Below are 24,558 nucleotides of genomic sequence, written 5' to 3'. Positions count from 1 at the left end.
AATCGTTATAGGTATAGAAAGAGGCGGCAGTTTACCTTATGCATCGCAAGCTGCCCACGCAGAGCACCGAACTTGGCCGATATGCGGTCCGGGTGCGGACCGTCGATCAGTGGCGGCGCTCGACGATATAGCGCGCCAGCTCGCGCAAGGGCTCGGCCGCTGCGTCAAACGGACGCAGCGCGTGCAGCGCCTGGTCCCGCAGCTCCAGAGCGTATTCCTTGGCCGCGGCCAGCCCCAGCAGCGCCGGGTAGGTCGGTTTGTCCCGGGCGATATCGGCGCCCTGGCGCTTGCCCAGGGTCGCGGTATCGCTTTCGACGTCGAGGATGTCGTCCTGCACCTGGAAGGCCAGGCCGACAGCCTGGGCATAGGTCTGCAGGGATTTGAGCTCGTCTTTCTCGGCCCGACCGCTGGCCAGGGCGCCGAGGATCACGCTGGCTTCGATCAGCGCGCCGGTCTTGTGCCGATGCATGTATTCCAGGGCTTGCTGATCGAGCTTGAGGCCTACCGAACCCAGGTCGATGGCCTGACCGCCCACCATGCCCGCCGGACCTGCGGCCTGGGCCAGGGTGGTGACCATGCGCAGGCGGATCTCGGCGCTGGCGTCGCTCAGGTTCGGGTCCAGCAGGGCACTGAAGGCCAGGCTCTGCAGGCCGTCGCCGGCGAGGATCGCGCAGGCTTCGTCGAAGGCTTTGTGGGTAGTGGGCTGGCCGCGACGCAGATCGTCATCGTCCATGGCCGGCAGGTCGTCGTGGACCAGGGAATAGGCGTGAATCAGTTCCACCGCGCAGGCCGCGCCGTTGGCTTGCTCGGGCCTGCCGCCCAGGGCCTCGCAGGCGGCGTAGGCCAGCAGCGGGCGCACGCGCTTGCCGCCATTCATCACGCTGTAGCGCATGGCTTCATAAAGGCGGGCAAGTTCGGGGCTGGGTGCGCTGAACAGGGTGTGCATTGCCGCGTCGACGCGGGCCTGGCTGGCGGCCTGATAGGCGGCAATCATTCTGGCTGTTCCGCGTCGAAGGGTTGCTCGGCCAGTTCGCCGTCGCGCTCCAGCAGGATCTGCACCTTCTGCTCGGCCTGGGCCAGTGCGGCCTGGCAATCACGGGTCAGGCCGATGCCTTGTTCAAAGGCGGTCAACGAGTCTTCCAGCGACAGCTCGCCGTTCTCCAGACGCTCGACCAGGGTTTGCAGGTCGGCGAGGGATTGTTCGAAATCTAAGGCAGCTTTTTTGCGGGCCATGGCGGCTATCCCGGTTGACGTTAAACCGGCGCGACACTAGCAGACACTGGGGTTTCGGGCAAATGAGAAGCGCTCGCTGGCACGCGTTTCACAGGCCCCGGCTCAGTGTCCAGTTGAGCCCTGCCTGAATCAGGCGGATGCCGCGTCGGCCTTGGGTGTACTGCGCCCTGGCTCACCAGGCGGTGGTGCCTGGATCAGCCACTCCCCGGGCACAGCCTCGATTCGCGGATCAAGGGTTGAGGCCTGCACGCTCGGTGGGTGCTCAGGTATCGCCACGTGCTGCCGGGGGGCGTCGTCGACCCGAAACTCCCCGTTGGCCTTTTTCGGTTGTACCCGCCAGACCAACAGCAGGGCGAACAGCGAAAACACCATGTAGAAGGCGTTGTGCCCGTAGAGGTTCATCAGCGCGCCGCTGAGCAGCGGGCCGAGGCAGGCGCCAACGCCGTGGGTGGCCAGGAGCATGGCGCTCAGGGCCACGCGCCGGGATTGCTCGATGTGGTCGTTGGCCAGGGCGACCGCCAGCGGGTAGAGGCTGAACAGCAGCAGGCCGCTGAGGCAGGCGAACAGCAGCAACCAGGTGAACGACAAGCTGAACAGCCCCCATAAAGGCACGCTCACCAGGCACAGCAGCAGCGCGCAGGCGCGGATCAGCCGCGCGCGGTCGAGGCGATCCGACAGCCAGCCGAGCGGCCACTGGCCGCACAGGCCCGCGAGGATCGCCACGGCGACAAAGGTCCCGGCCTGGGCCGTGTCCAGGCCGCTCAAGGTGATAAACACGGGTGCCAGGGCATAGAACGAACCCACCAGCAGCCCGGTGACAAACACCGTGCTCAGGGCTTGCGGCACCCGGCGCCAGAAGAAACCGATCTGCAGCGGCGCCGCTTCCAGCTTGGCCGGGTGCAGGCGGCGGGTGAGGGCGACGGGCAACAGGCAGGCGGCGAAACACAGGGCGACGATCAGCAGCGGCTTGAAGTCCAGCTCGGGGCGCCAGATCAGCACGCCCTGGCCGAGTATCAGGCCCAGGGACACCGCCACCATGTAGCCGGCGAATACCGCGCCGCGCTGCCGGTTGCCGGCCTGCTCGTTGAGCCAGCTCTCGATCACCATGTACTGGTTCATCATCACCAGGCCGGTGATGAAGCGCAGCACCAGCCACAACCACAGCGCCTCGAACAGCAGGTGCAGGAGCACGATCATGGTCGCGGCGCCTGCGCAGGCGACATAGGAACGGATGTGGCCCACCGCGGCGATCATCCGATGGCCGAACTTGGCGCCGCCGACCATGCCGGCGTAATAGGCCGCGGTCAGGCCGCCGATCCACAGTTCGCCGACACCGTCGCCGGTCAGGCGCAGACCGATAAAACTGAAGAACAGCCCGTTGCCGGTGAGCATCAGGAGGGTGGCGCAGTAGAGTGCGGGGAATGTCAGCAGGGTCAGGTTCATGAGTCGTCAGGTCAGGGCGGTCAAGGACCGGTTTTCTGGGCAAGGTGGGCATGTTCCAGCAGCCATTGGCGAAAGCGGCGCACGGCGGGCGGGGGATTGCGGTGGTGCGGTTGCATCAGGTTCAGGCGTCCGCGGCTGGGCATGCGCTGCGGTAGCGCGCGTTGCAGGCGCCCGGCGGCGAGTTCGTCCTGCAACAGGCTTTCCCAGCCCAGGGCCACGCCCTGGCCCATCACCGCCGACTGCATCAGCAACTGATAGCTGTTGGTGCGCAGGGCGTATTGGGGGGCGTGGTAGAGGGCGCCCACGGCACTGAACCAGTCGGCCCAGGTCAGCCAGTCGTGATAGTGATCTTCGACGATCAGCAGCCGGTGTTCCTGCAGCAGGTGTTGCGGGTCGCGAATCGGTCCCTTGCGGCTCAGGTAGTCCGGGCTGCAGACGCAGATCACCTGTTCCCCGGCAAATACCGGGGTCAGCTCCAGGCCCAGGGGCGCCGGCAGCTCGTCCAGGTGATAGAACAGTCCCAGGTCGTACTCGCTGACATCCAGATGCAAGGGGCTTTCGCTGCAGAGGATGCGGATGTCCAGCTCCGGATACAGGCGCTGGAACTCGGGCAGCAGGCGCGCCAGCCAGATCGAACTGATGGTCGGCGTACTGGCCAGGGTCAACTGGCGCTCGGCGCCGCGGCGGCGCAGTTCCGCGGACTCGCGGTCGAGCTCGCGCAGCAGGCGCTGGATGGTGCGAAAGTAGCGCTCGCCCGCCGGGGTCAGGCTGATGCCCAGGTTGTGGCGATGGAACAGCGGCCGCGCGAGGTTTTTCTCCAGGCGCTTGATCTGGCGGCTGACTGCGCTCTGGGTCAGGTTCAGCTCCTGGGCGGCCCGGGTGAAGCTCAGATGACGGGCCACCGCCTCGAAAGGCTGCAGGCAATTGAGGGGCGGCAAGTCGACGTTGCGATGGGACATGCGGGTACCAGTCTACAGGGGGCGGGCGCTGTGTCCTGCGTCCCGCCGAGTCTCGGAGATTGGGCATCCTGCCACGCTTTACAGCGTGGATCGGGCGATCCGTTTGTGCCACTGGCGTTGATGAATCTGCTGGCCGTCAAGCCTCGCCACCTGTGTGGCGTGCAGATAGAACCACTGAGTGTCGGCATGCAGGCCCAGGGTGCTGTCCACTTCCACCGACCAGCCCTCGCGGCCGACCCGGTAGTGCCATTGGATGTCTGCCCGGGTCGACAGCGGGTCCCAGGGCCGGGTGCGGTATTGCTCGGTGCAGCGCTGGTCGACCCACAGCCCGTGATCAAGGAAACGCATGGCGCCCAGGTCGTCGTCGATACGCACGCAGACTTCACCGCTGGCCACGTCTTCGTAGAGGGTGCGCTTGGGGACGGCCTTGCGGATGATTTCCAGGTTGGCCGGTGGGGCGCTTTGCGGGGCCTCGAACGGGCACTCCACCGGCTCACCAATGAACACCGGCAATTGCACGCTCTGCACCTCGGGCAGCAGGGTCAGGGTGGTCAGCTCCCGGGCCGGCCATAGCAGCGGGAAGCTGGCGGTGCTCAACGCCAGGCGCAGGCGATAACCGGCCGGCAGGCGATAGCCGACGTGGTCGAGGCTGAAGCTAACCTGCAGCGGCGCGCCGGGCTCGGGTGGGTTGGCCACGGCAAAGTCCTCGCGCAGCGACAGGTTCAGGGTGCCGTAGGTGATCTGCGCCACCTGACCGTCCGGAGCCACGGCATTCAGCCGGGCAACGATTTGCCCGCAAGGCCGGTCCGAGGTCAGGCGCAGGTCCAGGCGCACATCGCCCAGCAAGGCCAGGGGTTCGCTCAAGGGCTGGCTGTCGAAGCACAGCGAATGGGCGTCATCCCGGCGCTGGTCGGTAGGACCGTCCGGGCCGAACCAGATGGCGCAGTATTCGCCCTGATGCAGGCCGGTGGTCAGGGGCGAGCAGATGCTGCGTTTTTCGCTCAGCGCGTGCTCTCCCGCGCTGAGCCCGCTGGCGCTGAGGCTGAAGGTCTGCCACTGGATCTGTGGATCGGGCCAGCCGGCGGTCTGCACCCAGACACCCGGGCGCTCGGCGTAGCTGGCCTTGGGCGGCACGGCGTCCTGCAGGTAGAAGGTGCAGGCCGGCTCGTCCATCACCCCGTTGTCGATGCCCTTGAGCCAGTGGTCCCACCAGCGTTTGGCTTCCTGGAGAAAACCGATGGCCGGGTTGGGTACGGCAAAGTGCGGGTACTTGTGGATCCAGGGGCCGAGCAGGGCTTTCTTCGGGCCGCCAAGGTGCTGCATCAGGCGCGGCACGCTGTTCTTGTAGGCATCGCCCCAGCCGCCGACGCAGTACACCGCGGCCTTGATCGCCGCATAGTCCTCGCACACCGAGCCCTGGCGCCAGTAGGCGTCACGGGTCTGATGCTGCAGCCAGGTTTCGGCCAGCATCGGCATGGCGTCCAGGCGTTGCTGCCATTGCGCCTGCCAGTCCGGCACCAGCAGCGGGTCCGGTACGGCGGCGCTGAAGTTGAGCATGGTGGCGGCCCAGCCCTGGTTCTCCATCAACAGGTTGCCGCCCTTGTAATGAATGTCGTCGGCGTAGCGGTCGTCGGTGGAGCACAGGGTAATGATGGCTTTCAGCGCGGCGGGTTGATGGGCCGCCACCTGCAGGCCATTGAAGCCGCCCCAGGAGATGCCCATCATCCCCAGGTTGCCGTCGCACCAGGGTTGGGCGCAGAGCCAGTCGAGCACTTCCAGGGCGTCCTGCTGTTCCTGAGGCAAGTACTCGTCGGCCATCAAGCCCTGGGATTCACCGTTGCCACGCATGTCCACGCGCACGCAGGCGTAACCCTGGCCCGCCATCCAGGGGTGAGTCAGGGCGTCACGTACTGCGGTGCCGTCGCGTTTGCGATAGGGCAGGTATTCGAGAATCGCCGGGTAGCGCCGGGTGCCGGCATCGGCTGGCAACCAGATGCGCGCGGCCAGTTGGGTGCCGTCGCGCAGAGGGATCAGGCAGTGCTCGATCTCGCGGATCGGATGGGGAAAGTCGCGGATGACGTCCATGGGCTACTCCAGTCGATAAAGGGCCGGCGCCGGGCCGGGCGCGGTGAGTCACAGCAGGCTGAAGGGGTATTCGGTGACCAGGCGGATGTGGTCGACATCGCCGTTCGAGGTTCCGTGGATGCGATAGGTGCCCTGGCGCAGGCTTAGGGACAGGTCCTTGGCCACGCCGTTCTGCACCCGGTAGCTCAGGTCGATGTCCCGCTCCCAGTGGCGCTCCTTGTCGGCGTAGTAGCGGTAGGGGCTGTCCTGGGGGATCCGCCGGCCGTCGACATGGCTGCCGCGGATGTAGCGGGTGCCGAAGGACAGGCCGGGCAGGCCCAGGGGCTCCAGGTCGAGGCGATAGCCCAGGCTCCAGGAACGCTCGCCGGGGCCGTTGAAGTCGGCGATCAACGAGGCGTTGGCCAGGTAGATCGAGCCGTGGAACCCGCCGCCGCTCAGGGCCAGGTAGTCGAAGGGTTGCTGACCATGGATGCGCTGGTGGGCCAGGGTCACGGTATGTGGACCCTCCTTCAGCGCCAGCGCCGCCGACCAGGCTGTGACCGCGATGTCTCCGGCCAGGGCCTTGCCGTCGTCCAGGGAGCGATAGAGTTGCAAGTCCAGGTTCAGGCTGCGCCGCGCCTCGGCGTCCAGGGGCTGGTCGAGGTTGAGATTGACGTAGTGCTGGCGCCACAGGTCCTGGTAGCGCGAGCTGTAGAGCCCCAGCCCGACCCGCGGATGCAACTGGTAGGTGCCGCCCAGATAGCTGGCGTCGCCGCCCTCGACCCTGGCGTAGCCAGCGTGGAAACCACCGCGATGACCGGTCTGGTTGAAGTCACGGGAGGCGCTGAAGTGTCCGCCCTCCAGCAGCAGGCCCTCGACCTCGCGGCTGCTGAAGGCCAGGCCGGTGGCGGTGGCCGGCATCAGCCGGTTGTCGGCCAGGGCCAGCACCGGGGTCTGTGGCCGCAGGTCGCCGTACTTGAGCTCGGTATTGGACAGGCGCATTTTCAGCGCGGCCCCGGCGGTGGCCGACTCCCGCTTGCTGCTGCCGTCGCTGTCGCTGACCAGCATCATGGTCCGTGCCCGGCCACCGCCACTGTCGAGGCGGGTGGCGAAGTAGGCGTGGGCATCCAGGCCCCAGCCCAGGGTGCCCCGGGTGTAGCCGGAGGCGTAGTCCAGTTGCAGGCCCTGGCCCCACTCGCGGGCGTCCAGGTCCCACTGGCGATGGTCGTTGTTGCGGTAGTTGTTGCGCACCAGGCCGTTGATTCGGCTGTCCTCGACAAAGCCTCGGGATTGCGCCTGGTTGGCCTGGGCCAGCGCCGGACAGAGCAGCGTCAGGCCCAGGCCGCCCAGGATCAGGAGACGGACGTTCATGGGGTGGGCCCTCGTGCCGACTGGTTTTCCCCGTGCTCTTGCGCGGGCACCGGCGGTGTCAGCAGGGACGGGTTTTTCATCCAGATGATCAGCGCGCTGCTGGAGAGCAGGACGATCAGCATGCCCGGCAGGCCGCCCAGGTTGGAGAGCATCTTGACCCCGTCGATGCCGACGTAGGCCACCATCACCCAGGACACGCAACCGATGATCGCGCCCCAGATCACCTTGAGCAGCGGGCTGCCGTCCAGATCGGAATCGGCGGTGACCCCGCGACTGCACAGGTTGCCGATGACGTCGGTGCTGGAGTCGGCAGCGGTGACGAAGGAAATGAAGGCGATGAACAGCAGGAAGGCAATGATCAGGCCGCTCGCCGGCAACTGCTGGAACACCTGGTACAGCACATGCTCCACCCCCTGCTCGTTGAGCACGCGGTTGAGCAGGCCGTCACCCTGGGCGTCGAAGTACAGGCTGCTGCCGGAGAAGATGCAGATCCACAGGGCGGTGAACAGCGCCGGGTAGAGCATGGAGATGTGGATGAACTCGCGCACGGTGTAACCACGGCCGATCTTGCCCAGGAACATGGCGCTCACCGGGGCCCAGGCGAACCACACCGACCAGTAGAACACCGTCCAGCTCTGGGGCCAGTTGTCGCCGCTGGCCGCGCCGGTGAACAGGCTGCGGCTGAAGAAGCTCTGCAGGTAGACGCCGAAGGATTCGATACCGAGGCTGAGCATGTACAGGGTTGGTCCGCAGATCAGCACGAACAGCCCCAGGGCCAGCATGATCCAGGTGTTGAAGGTGGAGAACTTGACGATGCCCTTCTGCAAGCCGCTGGCGGCGGAGAACACGAAGGTGGCGACGATCACCGCGATGATCAGTCCCAGGCGCAGCGGTGTGGTGTCACCGCCGATGTACTGGCTCAGGCCACCGGACAGGGTCAGCGCGCCTGTGCCCAGGGAGGAGGCCATGCCCGCTACCAGGGCGAACATCGCCAGGGTGTCGATCAGTCCGGCATGGCGTCGGACCCATTTTTCGCCGAGCAGCGGTTGCAGCATGGCGCCGATGGAGAAGTTGCCCCGCAGGTTGTAGAACACCAGGGCGAACACCAGCGACGGCACCAGGTAGATGGCGTAGGGCGTGAGGGTCCAGTGCAGGAACATGCTGGACATGGCGAAGTGCTTGGCCTCGCTGCTGCCGGCTTCGATGTTCAGGCTCGGGGGCGGGCCATACAGGTGATAGAGCGGCTCGGCGGTGGTCCAGAACAGCACGCCGACCGCCAGGGTGGTGCACAGGGCCACCATGAACCAGCGCCACTTGCTCAGCAGTGGCTTGGCGTCTTCGCCACCGATGCGCACCCGCCCCAGGGGCGAAAAGTAGACGATGGCGGTCAGCATCAAGAGAAAGAAGCTGCCGGCGCTGAACAGCCAGGAAAAGTTGTCGAGGATGATCCGGTTGAGTTGCCTGCTCACCGCCAGGAAGCCCTGCAGATCAAGGTAACTGGCGATCACCGCTGCCAGCAGAATCAGGAAGGTGGGCCAGAAGACCCAGGCTCTTAACGGATACTTCATCAGTGAGGCACTCCCGTTGCTTATCTTTTTTATGGCCAGGCGAGGCCGCAGTTGCAGGGCGCCGCAGTGCAGCGCTGCGACGGTCCTAGATAAGCGTTGAGCGGCGTGCAGTAGCAATCGACTAATGGGTATGGGGTCATTCCCTGAGGGAATGCGCGATGGCACCAGGCCGCCAGGGGTGATGGGCGCAACAGGCATTCCAGAGCGCTCGCCGCCGGGGCGATCGGGGGCTGTCGGCGATTGGCGGCAAGACCCTTGCGAGTGCCGGAGAGGCGGATCCTGCGGGGCAGATTCGTACTTGAACTAAGGCTGTTTCTTGTCGAGCGGCGGAAAGCGTAAATAGTGGCTGAAAGCCACCTTTTTCGGCGTGTGTAATGTCGCCGTAATGGCATTTGCCCAGCGGGTTTCAGCAGGGTGTCGATTGCCGTGCAAAATCCCGGTCCGGCAATTGTGTAACAGACGGCAAATCGCTAATCTGCGGCCTTTCCGACGCCCGCACTCGCTGGGCCGTTTTCCGAATGTTTGCAGCCGCGCCGAGGATCTGGCGCCAGGGTTTTCCCATGCATGGCAGGACGCAGTACATGCGCGTTTTCTCCTCCCTTCTGCTGACCTTGCTGCTGGCCGGCACGGTGCTCGCCGAGCCCTCCGCCGAGCTGCAGGAACCCCTGGCCGGCTGGCGCTATTCCGGCTTGCTGGACCGTACCGAGCAGGACCGTGTGGCCTATCCGACGCCACCCATCGATCGCGGCATCCAGCGCAATCGCACCCTGATCGAGGGCCAGCTCAAGGCCATCGGCCATTTGCGCCAGCCCCACAGCCTGTCGGTCAACGGCAACCCGCTGAATCTGTACACCGACGAACAGGGTCGCTTCGCCCGCCCTTACGCGTTCGGTGCCGGTTCCAACAGCGTCGAAGTGCGCAGCTCCGAGGGCAAGTCCCTCAAGCGCGTGCAGTTCTACGAAGCCAATCAGAACAAGACGCCGCCGCGAATCCGCGTGGTGCTGGGCTGGGACGATCCCAAGGCCGAGCTGGACATGCACATCATTACCCCCGATGGCCAGCATGCGTTCTTCGGCCATCCCGGCCTGACCAATGGCGGCGGCCTGGACCCGGACGGCGTCGACGGCCCGGGCCCGGAAATGTTCACCATGACCGCGCCGCTGCGGGGCACCTATCTGATCTACGTCAACTACTGGGGCAACTTTGGCAGCGGCGGGTACAACTTCGACGAAGGCAGCAATCAGAACGAGGTGATCACCTCGCAGATCAACCTGATCCTTAACGAAAACACCGTCGATGAGAAACGCGAGACCTTTATCGTGCCCATGCGGGCCATCGGCGACCTGTTGCTGGTCAAGTCTTTCAACTATTGAACATCCCGCACCACGGATGAATTGGGCTTTGTGAATCATGAGCGAAAACACCGCATCCCCGGCGGCCGGCGTGCCCGGTCCTGAACACTCCGGCAGCAAACGGCGCTGGCCGGCTCTGGTGGCGGGCCTGTGCCTGGTGGCGGCCGCCATCGCGGGCGTGGGCTGCAAGCCCAAGACCTCGGTGGCGGAACTGGCTGGCGACAAGCTGGGCCTGAGTCGCCCTGACGGCCTGCTGGAAACCCATTCCCTGACGCAACTGCCCAAGGATCTGCTGGCGGTGCCTTTCCTCAAGGACACCCTGACCGAGGACTTCGTCTTCTATTACCAGGCCCATGCCGACCGCCTGGGCCTGATCGGCAGTCTGCGGCGGATCATCTACGAGCATGACCTGAAACTGCAGGACAACCTGATCGAGCAACTGTTCGACCAGCCGGCGGATGTGGCGTTGTGGCGCGGTGCCGACGGGCGCCTCAAGGATTTCCTGCTGGTGATGGACCGCGGCGGGCTGGCCAAGCTGCTGGAGCCCCTGGCCAAGGTCGCCCTGGACGATACGCAACTGAGCAAGCTGGCCGAGCTCAAGGTCGGCGGCGATGCGGTGACGCTGTACCAACTGAACTACAACGCCGGCAAGTCCCTGGCGTTCGCCTCCCACGGTGACAAGCTGGTGGTGTTGTCCAACCCGGGCAAACTGTACGACCTGAGCCAAGGTGCCGACGATGAACACGGCGCCGTCTCCACGGCGGCCCTGGAGGCGCTGCTCAACGGTGACAAGCTGTTCCCCGAGGCGTTCGGCCTGGAGGCGCGCAAGCCCGAGGTGCAGCAGCGGCTGGCGGTCAACGCCGGTGTCCTGGCCATGGGTTACCAGCGCTTCATCCCCAACTTCGCCGGCCTGCGTTTCGACATGGACGACAAGGGCTGGCACAGCTACCTGGCCCTGCAAGAGCAGGACAACCAGCCGGACTTCGACTTCAAGCCGATCTGGCAGGCCATGCCCATGGGCGCCAGTGCCTGCGTGGCGCTGCCCCTGGCGGCGCAGCAGCAGAAGCCGCTGCTGGTCAAGCTCGGCGCCGAAGAAGCGGTGGCCACCACCCTCACCGAACACATGGCCGGCACCGCTGGCCTGTGCTGGTACGCCGACTCGCGGCTGTACACGCCGCTGCTGGTGGCCAGCCTCAAGGACAAGGACAACACCAAGCTCGATGCAGAGCTGGGCAAGCTGTTCGGTTCCATGGTCGGGGCCCGGGAAAGCAAGGTGCCGGAGCGCCTGTTCCCGGTGGTCGAGCAGCACAATGGCGAGGTGCACCAGTGGCAGCGCCAGGTCAGTTCCAACTTCGGCCAGTACCCGGCCAAGGAGGCCAAGGACCCGCAAGCCATCACCGGCCGCGCCTTCATGCAGGTCAGCCTGGCCCGCCACGGTTCGACCCTGGTGTTCTCCCTGGACGACAAGCTGGTGACCAAGGCCCTGGGCACCCTGGACAAGCGCTTCCCGCCCCTGGCCGACGTGGTGCCCAAGGATGCGCTGATGCCGGTGTACCTGGGGCCGCAATCCCTGGCGCAGTTGATCCAGCAGGAAACCTTCGACAGCCTGCCCCAGGACATGGAGCCGGTGTTCAACAACGCCGCGCAAACCTACCTGGTGCCCAAGCTGCGCAGCCTCGGCGGTTATGGCAAGTACGCCCTGACCCTGCCTGAAGGCAGCGAACCCAACGGCCACTGGCAATGGCTGCCCCTGCAATGGCGCGCGCTGTGAGTGCATGGCGCAAGAGTCTGTCCAGCCTCGGCCTGTTGGCCCTGTTGCTGAGCCATGCCGTGGGCGCGACCCAGGCGCCGCCGCTGGACGTGCAGCAGTCCCAGGTGTTTCGTGCCTGGTTCGTGCGCATTGCCCAGGAGCAACTGAGCCAGGGGCCGAGCCCGCGCTGGTATCAGCAGGACTGCGCCGGGCTGGTGCGCTTTGCCGCCAACGAAGCGCTCAAGGTCCACGACAGCAAGTGGCTGCGGGCCAACGGCCTGTCCAATCGCTACCTGCCGCCAGAGCTGCAATTGAGCGAGGGGCAGCGTGGCCTGGCCCAGCAGTGGCAGCAGGGCGACGGCCAGACCGGGCCCTACGTCAATGCGATCAAGCTGATCCAGTTCAACAGCCATCTGGTCAGTCGTGACCTGGGCCAGGCGCGCCCCGGCGACCTGCTGTTCTTCGACCAGGGCGACGACCAGCACCTGATGATCTGGATGGGCCGCAACATCGCCTATCACACCGGCACCACCACCCCCACCGACAACGGCATGCGCTCGGCCAGCGTGCAGCAACTGATGACATGGAAGGACACCCGATGGATACCCGACCCCGCCAACCCCAACTTCATCGGCATCTATCGACTGAACTTCCTCACCCAATGAGCGAATCGCGTATGTGGCGTTTTCTGTTTCGACTGACTGTTGTTCTGACCCTCGTGGCCCCCGCGAGCCTGGTCAATGCCGAAGACTCGGTGCCGTCCAGCGATTACGCGGCGGTCTCCGGCGAGAGTTTCTTCCTGCTGGCCGACAGCAGCTTTGCCAGCGACGAGCAGGCCATGGTGCGCCTTGAGGCCCCGGGCCGGGATTACCGGCGCTTTCGCATGGAACCCTACGGCGGTGCCGACATCCGGGTGTACCGGATCAACCAGCCGCTGGACTTCCTCAAGCGGCAGAAAAACCTGCACCGGGTGGTCAGCGACGGCCAGTTCAAGGGCGAGGGCCTGTCCAACACCCTGGCCTACCTGTGGGACAACTGGTATCGCAAATCCCGTCGGGTGATGCAGCGGGCGTTCTCCTACGAGTCGCGCAAGCAGGTGACCGAGGAGGTGCCGGAATTGAAGGTCGGCAACTCCATGCTGGCGCCTACCCCCTATGACGCCCAGCCGCAGTTCGCCCTGATCCCGGGGCTGCCGCTGGTGACCCAGTTCCGTTATCCGCTGTGGCAGGCCAAGCCGATCCAGCCGCCGGCCGGGGTTGACCTGTCCGGTTCCTCCAGCCAGTTCATCAATGTTGCGCCGGGCAACGTCTATATCCCGCTGGGGCAACTCAAGCCAGGCCTGTACCTGGTGGAAGCCCTGGTGGGCAAGTACCGCGCCACCACCATGGTCTTTGTTTCCAACACCGTGGCGGTGAGCAAGATCGCCGGCGACGAGTTGCTGGTCTGGGCCGCGGGCAAGCATGAAGGCAACTCCGTGCCCAAGGTCAACGTACTGTGGACCGACGGCCTCGGCGTTATGAACAGCGGCGCCACCGATGAACAGGGCCTGGTGCGCCTGAAACACGTCAGCCCCGAGCGCTCCTATGTGATTGGCGAGGACCAGGAAGGCGGGGTGTTCGTCTCCGAGAACTTCTATTACGACAGCGAGATCTACGACACCAAGCTCTATGCCTTCACCGACCGGCCGCTGTATCGCCCGGGCGACTGGGTATCGCTGAAGATCGTCGGTCGCGAATTCAAGAACGCTCGGGATTCGGTGCAGCCGGGGGCCGGGACGGTAAATGTCAGTGTGCTGGATGCCGCTGGCACCGCGCTGCAGAACCTGACCCTGAACCTGGATGCCAAGTCCGGCACCCAAGGCCGCTTCCAACTGCCGGAAAACGCCGTGGCCGGTGGCTATGAATTGCGTTTTGGCTACAAGGACCAGGTCTACAGCAGTGCCTTCCGCGTGGCCGAATACATCAAGCCGCATTTCGAGATTTCCCTGAGCCTGGCCAAGGCGGATTTCAAGACCGGTGAGCCGGTGAAGGGCAATCTGGTGCTGCTCTATCCGGACGGCAAGCCGGTGGCCAATGCGCGTCTGCAGCTGAGCCTGCGGGCCCAGCAACTGTCGATGGTGGACAACGAGCTGCAGTACATGGGCCAGTTCCCGGTGGAACTGACCAGCGCCGAACTGACCACCGACGCCAAGGGCAATGCCACCCTCGATCTGCCAGCGGCCAGCAAGCCGAGCCGCTATATGCTCACCGTGTTCGCCAGTGACGGCGCGGCCTATCGGGTCAAGACCACCAAGGAAATCCTCATCGAGCGTGGCGCGGCAAGCTTCAGCCTGAGTGCGCCGCAGCGTTTCAGCGCCGCCGGCGACAAGGTGCAGTTCAGCTACCTCAACCAGAACACCGGCGAGCAGGGCAAGAAGGTTTCCCCCAGCCGCTACAGTTGGGTGCGCCTGGAAGACCAGTCCACCGGCGAAGGCAAGCTGGGTGAAGCTGACAAGGGCTTTGCCCTGGCCTTCGAGCGTCCCGGCACCTACAACCTGACCCTGAAGGACGAACATGATCGGGTCCTGGGCGGCACCAGCCACTCGGTCACCGGCGAAGGGGTGAAAGCGGTGCCGGGCACCGTGGAAATCGTTCTCGACAAGCCCGAATACCAGGCCGGTGACGAAGCCCTGGCGCTGATCACCTTCCCCGAGCCGATCAACGACGCGCTGCTGTCGCTGGAGCGCGACAAGGTCGAGGCCACGGCGCTGCTGTCCAAGGGCGCTGACTGGCTGAAGGTGGAAAAGCTCAGCCCCACTCAATACCGCGTCCGGGTGCCGGTGAAGGACAACTTTGCGCCGAACCTGACCTTCTCCGTGCTCTACACCAAGGGCGGCGAGTACAGCTTCCAGAACGCCGGGATCAAGGTGCTGACGCCGCAGATCGATGTGGCCATCCACACCGACAAGGACAAGTACCAGCCGGGTGACCTGGTCACCGTTGACCTGTCCACCCAGTTCGCCGGCAAACCGGTGCCGGCGCACCTGACGGTCAGCGTGGTGGACGAAATGGTCTACGCCCTGCAACCGGAAGTGGCGCCAAGCATCGACCAGTTCTTCTATCACCCACGGCGCAACAACGTGCGCACCAGCGCCAGCCTGTCGTTCATCAGCTACGACGTGGCCCTGCCGGGCAGCCCCACCGCACCGGGCAAGGCCAACCGCAGTGAACGCGGGGTCAAGGTACTGGAGCGACCACGGCGCGAAGACGTCGATACCGCTGCCTGGCAGCCGGAACTGTTGACCGATGGCAGCGGCAAGGCGCGTTTCACCTTCCGCATGCCCGACTCCCTGACCCGCTGGCGCATCACTGCCCGGGCCATCGCCGATGACGGCCAGGTGGGGCAGAAGAAGCAGTTCGTGCGCTCGGAAAAGCCCCTGTACCTGAAGTGGAGCGGCCCGACCCGTTTCCGCAGTGGCGACAAGCCGGACCTGGGGCTGTTTGTCTTCAGCCAGTCCGAGCAGACGGCCAAGGCCGAGCTGGTGGTGCGCTATGCCGGGGAGTCCCAGCGTTTGCCGTTGACTCTCAACAGCGGCATCAACTACGTGGCGCTGCCGGCCATTGCCCCGGGCAACGGTGAGTGGAGCGCCGAGCTGGTGCAAGGCGGCAAGACCGTGGATGCCCTGGCCGTGCGCCTGCTGAGCAGCGCCGCCGGTTGGCAGACGGTGCAGGCCCAGAGCCTGGACGTGGCCGGCACCAGCACACCGTTGGGCCTGCCAGCCGATGCCGCAGAGATCCGCCTGCGCCTGGACGACAGCCCGCAAGCGCTGTTCCGTTCGGCCCTGGACGACCTGCTGGAATACCCTTACGGCGGCGTCGAACAGACCGCCAGCCAGTTGCTGCCGTTGAGCGTTGCCTACCCGGCGCTGGCCAGCAATCCGCAGGTTCGCGACCGCTTGCGCCTGATGATGCAGAACAGCCGCCTGCGCCTGGTGCACATGGCCGGACCGGAAGCCGCGTTCACCTGGTGGGGCGAAGACGCCGATGCCGATGCCTTCCTCACCGCTTACGCCTATTACGCCGATTGGCATGCCAGCAAGGTCATGGACCTGAACCTGCCGCCGGAGCACTGGCAGCGGGTGCTGGAGGTCTATGCCAAGCAGGCTGGCAATACGCCGTTGCTGCAACGGGCGCTGATCCTGTCCTTTGCTCGTGAGATGAACCTGCCGATCGCCACGCTGGTCAGGGGCCTGATGGACGATCTGGCCAAGGTCGGCAGCGGTCCGGCTGACAGCGTGGACGCTGGCAGCAGCGACAGCCTGGTGATGGCGGATCCGGATTCGGCCCTTGGTCTGGCTGGTGCCCGGGTGTTGACCGCGGCCCTGGCGCGGGATGCCAAGGTCACCCCGCCAGCGGCTTTCGTGGCGCAGTTGGACGCGGCCCAGCAACAGCTCGACCTCAGTTCGCAGCCGTTCGCCCAGGCCATCAACCTGTCCTTGAAGCCCTTCGATCAAGCGACGGCGCGTACCCTGCTGCAACGCCTGCTGCCATCGCAACCGACTCTGGACCGAGCCCTGGCCCTGACCTGGCTGCAGCGTAGCGTGGCTCAGGCAGCACCGGCCGTGGCCCTGAACCCGGGGCAGGGCTGGCAAGCGCAACAGGGCGCCAGCGGTGAACGCTACTGGCTGTGGCAGGGCCCGCAGGTGCCTGCGGTGTTGACCCTGGATCCGTTGCCGGAGCGGCCGTTGCGCGCTTCTCTCAGCTACCAGAGCCAGCAGGAGGCGGGCACGCCATTGCCGGTGAACATCACCCGTCGTCTGTTGCGCCTGGTGCCGGGCGACGAGGCTTTCACCTTCAAGCTGGAGCCGGTGGGCAACAAGCCGATCGCCAGTGATGGCCTGTATCTGGACGAAGTGATCATCGCCAACCAGAGCAAGCGGCCGCTGCTGTACGGCATGCTGGAAGTGCCGTTGCCACCGGGTGCCGATGTCGAGCGCACCACCTGGGGGATCAAGCTGGCCGGTCCTGCGGGCACGGAAGCGGCGTCTCTGGAAAAGGCCCGCTTCGAACCCGGGCAGATGAGCTACGCGGTGCCGTTGGATGCCTTGAACGACAGCAGCGAAGTGCGTCTGCGGCACTTGATCCGCTTCTCCCAGAAGGGCCAGTTCAACCTGCCTGCGGCACGTTTCTACCAGGTCTATGCACCGGAGCATCAGGCTCGGGAACGCACACCGGCACTGGGTCAGGTCACGGTCAAATAACATGACGCGGTGTTGGGCCTGGTTGTGCCTGTGTCTACTCCCTGGGCTGGTGACAGCCCAGGACGAGCCTCTGCGCCTGGCCTGGAAAACCGCCCCGGACAGCGAGCTGGTGAGCCTGAGCAAGACCCAGGTGCTGGCTCGCGAGCCGTTGCCGCAGGATTTGCAGGCCCCCCTGGGCAGTGTCTGGAAGCTCTTTGTCTACGCCTGGTTGGTGGATACCGGCGCGCAAGAGCCGGCCTATGCCTGCCAGGGCAAGTCCAGGGATGAGGTCTATTGCTGCACGGCCGGTGGCAGCATCGCCCGGGATCAGGCCCTGGTCCGTTCCTGTGGGTTGTACTTCGAGCCGCAGCGCTTGCAGCTGTCCAGCGCTGACTGGCGCCGGTACTGGCAAGCCCGCCATGCGCCGGAGTGGTTGCGCGATCTCGACCGCCTGCAGCCGCAGACCCGGGTGCCGGTGGTGGAGCTGCTGCAGGTGCTGGCGCAGTTGCCGGCCCAGGAGACGGCCCGCCGGGTGTTGCTGGATGTGGTGCTCAACGCCTCCGATGGCACCGTGCTGGGAGCCTTGGGTGGGCGCCTGCGGGTCAAGACCTGGAGCTGGCTGGCGGATCAGGACCCGCAGTCGCGCCAGGGCGGTTTTGCCGGTTGGCTGGTGGACGGCACGCCGCTGTGGGTGGGTGGACGAGGCACCAGTCAGCGGGTGTTGAAGGATTACGCCGAGGTTCTGGACCAGGTGCTGCCGGACAAAGCGCCTGTGGATAAAGGCCGCTGTGTCGAAGTCAGCCTGTTTTCCCGCTACCCGCTGAAAAGCGTCAGCCAGAACGGCCTGTTGGCCAGGCCGGGCGCTCTGCAAGGGGATTACCGGGTGGAATTCGCCAATGGCAATCAATTGGATATCCACAGTGGCGGCGAGCTTTTCCTGCAAGCTGGCGCCTCGGCCCTGCAACTGGTGGCCCGTCTGGACCGCGAGGAATACGTGGCCCGGGTGCTGCAGCGCGAGGCTTCCAGCGAACCCCGGGAAGCCGCCAAGGCCCTGGCCGTGGCGATCCGTACCTATCTGCTGCAGAACGCCGGGCGCAGTGGCGAATGCCTGAGCATCGACGACAGCAGCAACCGCCAGCGGGTCGCCCCGCGTCCGGCCACCGCCGAGGCGCGGGCCATCGCCGCCTGGACCAGTGACCTGGTGCTGGCTGGCACGCAAGTCACCTACCACTCGGACCTGATTGCGCCGGACAAGCTGTCCTGGCAGCAGGCCGTGGAACAAGCGAACTCCGGCCAGCGTTATGACGCCATCCTGCTGCATGCCTATCCGCGCGCCAGCCTCAGCCGCTGGGACAACCCGGTGGCCTCCTGCGAACCCTTGCCGGCGGCCCAGGATTGGCTGCTGAAGCAGCGTCGGCGCTGGCGCCAGCCGCTGGAGCAAGAGATTGGCTACAACGAAATCAGCCAGTTCGCGGTGTGCCGCCTGAGCTTCGGCCGGCCCTACGTCGACCGTGAACGGCAACGCATCTACGTGCGTGGCGTGCTCTCGCTGCAAGACCGCCTCGACCTGACTCACGAATACCTGCACCTGGCCTTTGAAGCTCATCCCAACGGCCAGGATGAAACCTACATCGAAGGGCTCGCCCGTCATCTTTTATTGGAATAGGCCATGAAACTTCCTGCTCCCCCGGTCCTCCTGTTCCTTTGTGGAATGTTCAGCCTGCCCATGGCCCTGGCCGATAGCGGCATTCGGCTCGACACCCCCAAAGGTGGCTGGCGGACCCGCGCCGTCGATGGCGAGCAATACATCCAGGAGGTCAACTACCCGGCCTCCTCGGTGAACACGCCCCAGGGCCAGGCCGATAGCGCGCGGATTCGCGGACAGATCAAGGGCGCGCCCAAGGCGAGCAAAGAGCCGGGCAAGCTGATCGTCAACGGCGTCAGCATGCCGCTCAAGTTCGACGAGCAAGGAGGCTTCGACCGGCCTTACTCATTTCCCAATGGCAGCAACAGCGTGGAGGTGCGCAGCCCCGACGGTCAGCAACGCAAGCGCGTGCAGTTTCTCAATACCGGTGGGGGCGTGACCCCGCCCAAGTTGCGGGTGCTGCTGTCCTGGGACAGCGACAACACCGACCTCGACCTGCACCTGGTGACCCCCGATGGCGCGCACATCTGGTATGGCGATCGCGTGGCCCCCAACGGCGCGACCCTGGACGTGGACGTGACCACCGGCTACGGCCCGGAGATTTTCTCCATGCCGGCGCCGCTCAAGGGCCAGTACCTGGTCTACGTGAACTACTACGGTGGCGGTTATCGCAGTGATGACGACGAAGATGGCGGCCAGGAAAACGCCGTGCAGCCGCTGACCACGGCCCAGGTCACGGTGATCACCGAGGAAGGCACGCCGGATGAGAAGAGCGAATCCTTCATCGTGCCGATGCGGGCACCCGGGGAACTGACCCTGGTGCGCAGTTTCAGCTATCCATGATCGAGCTCAACCCCTGCGCCTGCCCGGGCATGGCTTCATTGCCCTGAGACAATACGAGCGCCCAGCGTTTGCCTTGCAATGAAGCACCATTCATAGGCAGGGAAATGCGCAACATGGGTGCTTTTCAATCGTGGTTGAAGTGCTGTGTGGTGGCCGGCAGCTGTGCCTGCGGCCTGGTGTTGGCCGCGGGCGCCGACGGCTTGCAGCGGGTCAAGGTGGATCTGGTGGCGCCGCCCCAGGTGCATGCCCATGAACAGGTGGTCAGCGGACCGCCCAAGGTCGTGCAGTTCCGCATGAGTGTGGAAGAGAAAAAGATGGTGGTGGACGACCAGGGCACCACCCTGCAGGCCATGACCTTCAACGGCTCCATGCCCGGCCCGACGCTGGTGGTGCACGAGGGCGACTACGTCGAACTGACCTTGAGCAACCCGGCCAGCAACAGCATGCCGCACAACATCGACTTCCATGCCGCCACCGGTGCCCTGGGCGGGGCCGCGCTGACCCAGGTGGTGCCGGGCCAGGAGGTGGTGCTGCGTTTCAAGGCCGATCGTAGCGGCACCTTTGTCTATCACTGCGCGCCGTCGGGAATGGTGCCCTGGCACGTCGTCTCGGGCATGAGCGGAACCCTGATGGTGCTGCCTCGCGACGGTTTGAAAGACCCTGCCGGCAAGCCTTTGCGCTATGACCGGGCCTACACCATCGGCGAGTTCGACCTGTACATCCCCAAGGATAAGGACGGGCATTACAAGGACTACCCGGACCTGGCCTCCAGCTACCAGGACACCCGTGAAGTGATGCGCAAGCTGACTCCGAGCCATGTGGTGTTCAACGGCCGGGTGGGAGCCCTGACCGGAGCCAATGCGCTGACCGCCAAGGTCGGGGAAAGCGTGCTGTTCATCCATTCCCAGGCTAACCGCGACAGTCGTCCGCACCTGATTGGCGGCCATGGCGACTGGGTCTGGACCACCGGCAAGTTCGCCAATGCCCCGATGCGCAATCTGGAAACCTGGTTTATCCCCGGCGGTTCGGCGCTGGCCGCGCTCTACACCTTCAAGCAGCCTGGCACCTACGTGTACCTCAACCACAACCTGATCGAGGCCATGGAGCTGGGGGCGCTGGCCCAGGTCAAGGTCGAAGGCACCTGGGATGATGACCTGATGACACAGGTAAAAGCCCCGGGGCCCATTGTTCCGGCCAAGCCTTGACCTCGGGCCGCGCCGTGGCGGCGGGGTTCCGGCCGCAGCATCAGAGGTTCAGGGCGAATTTCAGGTAGCTCGGGTACGCCTGGCGCCAGTCGTCCTGGAAGGTATGGCCTTCAGCATGTTCATGGCTCTGGACCTGGTTGCCGGGGGCCAGGGCCTGCTGCGTGGTGGCAGTGAGTTTCTGGTTGCTCTCGTGCTCCTGGGCGCCATGGACGATGACGATGCGCTTGTCCCGGGCCTGGGTTTCGCCGAAAGGAATCCGGTAGCCGCCGGGGGATAGCAGCAAGGCACCGCTGTAGTGCTGCGGGTATTCGGCGATCAGGTGCGAGGCGTGCTCGGCGCCTTGGGAAAAGCCCATCAGGACGATGCGCGAGCGATCGATGCGGGTCTGCTTTTCCAGTGTCTTCAACGCCGCGTTGACCGCCTCCTGGGTCGGAGCAACCGAATGCTGGTGCCACATGAACTGGTGCTCGTTGCGCTTGAGGGTACCGTTGATACCCACCAGCACGGCCTGCTCTCCCACAAGGTCGGCGCGCATATCGATGCCGTCGCTGCCCTCGGTGCCGAATCCCGACAGCCAGACCACCACCGGCCAGCCCTCGCTTGGGGCCTTGCCCTGGGGAATGCTGAAGGCTGCAAGGCCCGCGTCCTTGGCCTTGGCCGGGTAGTTCTTCTCGGCGGCCTGCAGCAGCTTCTGGTAGGCCGGGGTCTGTTGCAGGGATTGCAGTTCGTCGTCTTCCTTGAGGATTACCCACTGCCAGAAGCCACGCTCGCGGGCTTGATCGAGGAACTCGGCGGCGCGCCGGTTCTTGTCCATGGCGGCCAGGCTGCCTGCCGCCTGGTAAGAGGCGTAGGCATTCTTCGGGTCGAGACGTGCAGCGGTCAGGTAGTAGGCAAGGGCGCCGGCGTAGTTGTCGTGCTGGCTCTTTTCGTTGTCGCCGGCTTCGATGAAATCAGCCGGCGTGGCGTCGTCCAGGTACAGATTGGCCATGGCCGCAAGGCCTTGCCAGCGGCCTTTGGCGACATCCTGCTGGTCATCGGCGTGGACGCGGACGCTGGTGAGGCCGAGGGCGGTAAATAGGCAGAGGAACGACAGCGGCAGGCGTACAGCGGCCGGCAACGACATGACTGAGAGTCCTTTTTCAGTGGAAGACGCCTCGGGCGGGGGGCCGAAACGGCGCGCAGCTTAACATGGCAGGTCGCTTCCCTCGACGACCTGCGCATTCGCCGCTGTCAGTGTTGCCGCGGGGGGAGAGGTCGCCGTTCAGTCGCTCTGATCGGTGGTGGAAAGCACTTCATCGATCTTCCAGCAGCCCTTGTCCTTGATCATGCGCACGTCGACGATCTGCGTGGTGTCTGGTGTGCTGCCCAAGGTCACTTGCTCCTTGGCGCTGGAGCCCTGGATCTGTGGCTCGCTGACCTTGATCTGGGTCAGCCACTCATCCATGTAGTCCTGGGCCTTGAGGAAGTAGTCCTCTTCCAGGCCATCGGGGCTGGCCATCTGCTTCTTGATCTTGGCGATCAGCGAGTCGGAGACGTACTTCTTCATCTCCGGGACGCTGTCGGTGATCGGGTCCTTGTCTTCGCTGAAGGTTTGCAGGTACCAGCTGTAGAACGCCTGGGTGACAGGCTTGGGCGAGCTGGCGCAGTCGGCCAGGGCCAGTGGCTGATGCAGGGCGACGGCGGCCGCGGCCAGCAGCGAGCGGAACAGCATTCTCATGGAAGACCCCTTACGGATGGCGATAGATTTTGTAGGCAGGCTTCTGCACCCGATAGGAATGCCCTGGGTAGAAACCGTGCAACTGCTTGAAGTCTGACACCCAGAGTGAGCCGTTGAACATCGCCATATGGCCGTGGGGGTGCCCGGGAATCGGCTGGATGATCACCACATCGCCTGCTGCGGGCGTCTGACCGGCTGGTTGCTCGATAAAGCCGGCAGAGGTCAATGATGAGCCGAAATCCTTGGCCGAGTGCTTCCTGTGCAAAATCACCCCTCCGCCACCGGCTTCGATCGCCTGGCGGGTGTAGGCCGCGCAACGGCCGGTACTGCCAGCGTGGGCATGCGCGTTCAGGTGATTGATAGCGGTTTGTTTATTCCACATTCCTTGTCATCCGAGAGTCCTTGAGAGCGGCGATTTTATTCTTGCCGTGGCATTGGCGGAAATACTGGCTAAGTGCCTTGTGAGTGGGCTTTGGGCTGTGGATCACAGTTACGCCGCCGGTTCCTGGGGGCTTGCTCATGTTCGTCCGGCAGCGGCCGCTTTGCCTGTGCTTCACACTGCTCAGCTCAGCTGCTGTTCTGGCAACTCCCGCCTGACTGTCTGTACCCGATTGCGCCCTTGGTCCTTGGCGCCATACAAGGCCTCGTCTGCCTGGGAGAGCAGGCGCGACAACTCATACCCTGCGGTTTGGCTGCTCACCACGCCAATGCTTACGCTGAGCAGGCCCGGTGCCAAGAGCGGCAGGTGGGCAAAGCCCCCGCGGATTCGCTCGGCCACTTGGACGGCAGTCTGTTCATCGGCTGTTGCCAGGAGGCAGGCGAACTCTTCGCCGCCTATCCGAGCGAACACGTCCTGCTTGCGCAGGGTCTGCGTCAGCACCTGGCTGAAAGCGATCAGCGCCTGATCACCGGTCTGATGACCGAAGGCATCGTTCAAACGCTTGAAGTGATCCAGGTCGCACAACAACAAGGCCACCGATTCGCCGCGACGGCGGCACTCGATCAGCATCCGTTCACCCTTGGCCATGAATGCCCGGCGATTGCCGATACCGGTCAGAGCGTCACAATAGGCCGCGGCCTTGAGGCGCAGTTCGACCTGCTCCTTGACCATGGACAAGGTCACGTAGGCAATGCCGATCACATACAGCATCGACTCGAACAGCATGAAGGGGAAAAACGGCACCCCGGCGCCGTAGCCTTGGAGTGCCTGATCCAGGGCCAGGCCCTGATCAATAACCGCGCGCATGCTGTAGAAACCGGTGTGCAACAGGGTCAGGGCCAGGGCGGGCAGATAGGCGACTTCCAGGTGGCGGCGGCTGCGCCAGAACTCCAGCATTGTCAGCAGGCCATAGCTGACTACCAGCAGCGAATAGACCGAGACTCGCACCGTCATTGATTGATAGAAGGACGGAACCAGGCACAAGCCCAACCAGACCGTGGCCCCGGCGAGCATGCCCGGCAGGTAGGGCGAACGCCCGGCGAAGACGCGCATTGCCGTCCAGTTGAAGGCTGCGCTGAGCAACAGGGTCATGTTGCCGAGCACCTTGGGCACGTAATCCGCTCCCTGGTCGCGCAAGCTCACCAACACCATGCCCACAGCGGCCAGGAGCATCATGCCGCCCAGATAGGCCAACGGGCGCTCGCGGGTTTCCCGCAGCCAGGCATGAAAGGTCAGCAGGCTCATCAGAAAGAAAATGAAGACCGAGACTACGAGCAGGGTAGGGATGTGCAGGGCCATGTCCTGGGATTTGGTTAACGTCGTCTCTAGGGCGAGGCGTCAAAGCCTGTAGCCGCAAGGTTGGCGAATTGCCATCAAGGGGCGGATTGTAGCGAGAACTTTTGAATCCTGTTGGACGCTCATGCAATAAGCGTACTGTTGCTCAAAGAGGGACTGAAACGGTCTACAGACCGCGTTGCCCTGATAGTCGTGCATGATCAGGCCCAGGAACATGAAGGGGCGTCAGGCATAGAGCTTTGAGCTCATCGTCTGGCTTGAGTGCAACAGTGCTCATTATTCGTTTATGTCGTAGCCGTATGCGGTTGTGGGGCTGTAGTACTAGCAAACTGGTAGCTTCAGGGGGGGAGGGACTTTCGTATCAATAGCATTCAGAGGAGGTCTTTTACATCATGGTGATGACAGGGGTTCTGGCACTATCTGTAAATCGCCTGTGCGTGGAAGCTCACGACTCT

The 24,558-nt window shown here is 64.7% G+C and carries 18 protein-coding genes; 7 read left to right on the top strand and 11 right to left on the bottom strand.

The window, feature by feature from the left end; all coding sequences use genetic code 11:
- Positions 1-106: 106 nt before the first annotated feature.
- From ispA to DNK59_RS27510, 7 genes are all read right to left on the bottom strand, one after another.
- Positions 107-994 carry a (2E,6E)-farnesyl diphosphate synthase gene (ispA, locus tag DNK59_RS27540; RefSeq protein ID WP_092309515.1) on the bottom strand — a complete coding sequence of 296 codons (888 nt, stop codon included), beginning with the start codon at positions 992-994 and terminating at the stop codon, positions 107-109.
- Complete coding sequence (locus tag DNK59_RS27535; RefSeq protein ID WP_011063724.1) at positions 991-1,233, bottom strand: exodeoxyribonuclease VII small subunit; 243 nt, start codon at positions 1,231-1,233, stop codon at positions 991-993. The genes ispA and DNK59_RS27535 overlap by 4 nt, the downstream gene beginning before the upstream one ends.
- Positions 1,234-1,362: 129 nt before the next feature.
- Entirely contained in the window at positions 1,363-2,676 is a 1,314-nt protein-coding gene (locus DNK59_RS27530) for an MFS transporter (protein WP_110725243.1), read from the bottom strand.
- 20 nt (positions 2,677-2,696) lie between these two features.
- Positions 2,697-3,635, bottom strand: coding sequence for a LysR substrate-binding domain-containing protein (locus tag DNK59_RS27525; protein WP_110725242.1), 939 nt, complete (start codon positions 3,633-3,635; stop codon positions 2,697-2,699).
- A gap of 78 nt (positions 3,636-3,713) precedes the next feature.
- A complete protein-coding gene (locus tag DNK59_RS27520; RefSeq protein ID WP_110725241.1) occupies positions 3,714-5,720 on the bottom strand; it encodes a CocE/NonD family hydrolase in 2,007 nt (668 codons plus the stop codon).
- Between the two features lie 48 nt (positions 5,721-5,768).
- On the bottom strand, positions 5,769-7,070 hold the full coding sequence (locus DNK59_RS27515) for an OprD family outer membrane porin (protein ID WP_110725240.1): 1,302 nt from the start codon (positions 7,068-7,070) through the stop codon (positions 5,769-5,771).
- Positions 7,067-8,638, bottom strand: a complete 1,572-nt coding sequence (locus DNK59_RS27510; RefSeq protein ID WP_110725239.1) for a BCCT family transporter — start codon at positions 8,636-8,638, stop codon at positions 7,067-7,069. The genes DNK59_RS27515 and DNK59_RS27510 overlap by 4 nt, the downstream gene beginning before the upstream one ends.
- Positions 8,639-9,219: 581 nt before the next feature.
- Here DNK59_RS27510 and DNK59_RS27505 point away from each other — a divergent pair.
- The 7 genes from DNK59_RS27505 (at position 9,220) to nirK (ending at position 20,651) form a co-directional block, all read left to right on the top strand.
- Positions 9,220-10,011 (top strand): YfaP family protein, encoded by a 792-nt coding sequence (locus DNK59_RS27505; protein ID WP_092309533.1) that lies wholly within the window; start codon positions 9,220-9,222, stop codon positions 10,009-10,011.
- 37 nt (positions 10,012-10,048) lie between these two features.
- A complete protein-coding gene (locus DNK59_RS27500) occupies positions 10,049-11,761 on the top strand; it encodes a DUF2138 domain-containing protein (RefSeq protein ID WP_110725238.1) in 1,713 nt (570 codons plus the stop codon).
- On the top strand, positions 11,746-12,405 hold the full coding sequence (locus tag DNK59_RS27495; RefSeq protein WP_110725237.1) for a DUF1175 domain-containing protein: 660 nt from the start codon (positions 11,746-11,748) through the stop codon (positions 12,403-12,405). Before DNK59_RS27500 ends, DNK59_RS27495 begins: the two co-directional genes overlap by 16 nt.
- Positions 12,402-16,979 (top strand): alpha-2-macroglobulin, encoded by a 4,578-nt coding sequence (locus tag DNK59_RS27490; RefSeq protein WP_110725236.1) that lies wholly within the window; start codon positions 12,402-12,404, stop codon positions 16,977-16,979. Before DNK59_RS27495 ends, DNK59_RS27490 begins: the two co-directional genes overlap by 4 nt.
- 1 nt (position 16,980) lies before the next feature.
- The gene (locus DNK59_RS27485) at positions 16,981-18,624 is read left to right on the top strand and encodes a DUF2300 domain-containing protein (RefSeq protein WP_110725235.1); all 1,644 of its coding nucleotides are present in this window, start codon (positions 16,981-16,983) and stop codon (positions 18,622-18,624) included.
- Between the two features lie 3 nt (positions 18,625-18,627).
- A complete protein-coding gene (locus tag DNK59_RS27480; RefSeq protein WP_110725234.1) occupies positions 18,628-19,446 on the top strand; it encodes a YfaP family protein in 819 nt (272 codons plus the stop codon).
- Between the two features lie 113 nt (positions 19,447-19,559).
- The gene (gene nirK / locus DNK59_RS27475) at positions 19,560-20,651 is read left to right on the top strand and encodes a copper-containing nitrite reductase (protein ID WP_110725279.1); all 1,092 of its coding nucleotides are present in this window, start codon (positions 19,560-19,562) and stop codon (positions 20,649-20,651) included.
- Positions 20,652-20,691: 40 nt separating this feature from the next.
- On the opposite strand, the gene DNK59_RS27470 is transcribed toward nirK, so the two are convergent.
- The 4 genes from DNK59_RS27470 to DNK59_RS27455 form a co-directional block, all read right to left on the bottom strand.
- Complete coding sequence (locus DNK59_RS27470; RefSeq protein WP_110725233.1) at positions 20,692-21,774, bottom strand: alpha/beta hydrolase; 1,083 nt, start codon at positions 21,772-21,774, stop codon at positions 20,692-20,694.
- Positions 21,775-21,912: 138 nt separating this feature from the next.
- Positions 21,913-22,368, bottom strand: a complete 456-nt coding sequence (locus tag DNK59_RS27465; RefSeq protein WP_110725232.1) for a DUF3828 domain-containing protein — start codon at positions 22,366-22,368, stop codon at positions 21,913-21,915.
- Between the two features lie 10 nt (positions 22,369-22,378).
- Positions 22,379-22,750, bottom strand: a complete 372-nt coding sequence (locus DNK59_RS27460) for a CHAP domain-containing protein (protein ID WP_110725231.1) — start codon at positions 22,748-22,750, stop codon at positions 22,379-22,381.
- A 180-nt stretch (positions 22,751-22,930) separates the two neighbouring features.
- Positions 22,931-24,106, bottom strand: coding sequence for a diguanylate cyclase (locus DNK59_RS27455; RefSeq protein WP_110725230.1), 1,176 nt, complete (start codon positions 24,104-24,106; stop codon positions 22,931-22,933).
- Positions 24,107-24,558: the final 452 nt, after the last annotated feature.

It is taken from the genome of Pseudomonas sp. TKO26, assembly GCF_003225665.1.
Classification (GTDB): domain Bacteria; phylum Pseudomonadota; class Gammaproteobacteria; order Pseudomonadales; family Pseudomonadaceae; genus Aquipseudomonas; species Aquipseudomonas saponiphila.
The sequence above is the reverse complement of the archived record's forward strand: the minus strand, read 5'-3'. Positions and strand labels throughout refer to the sequence as shown.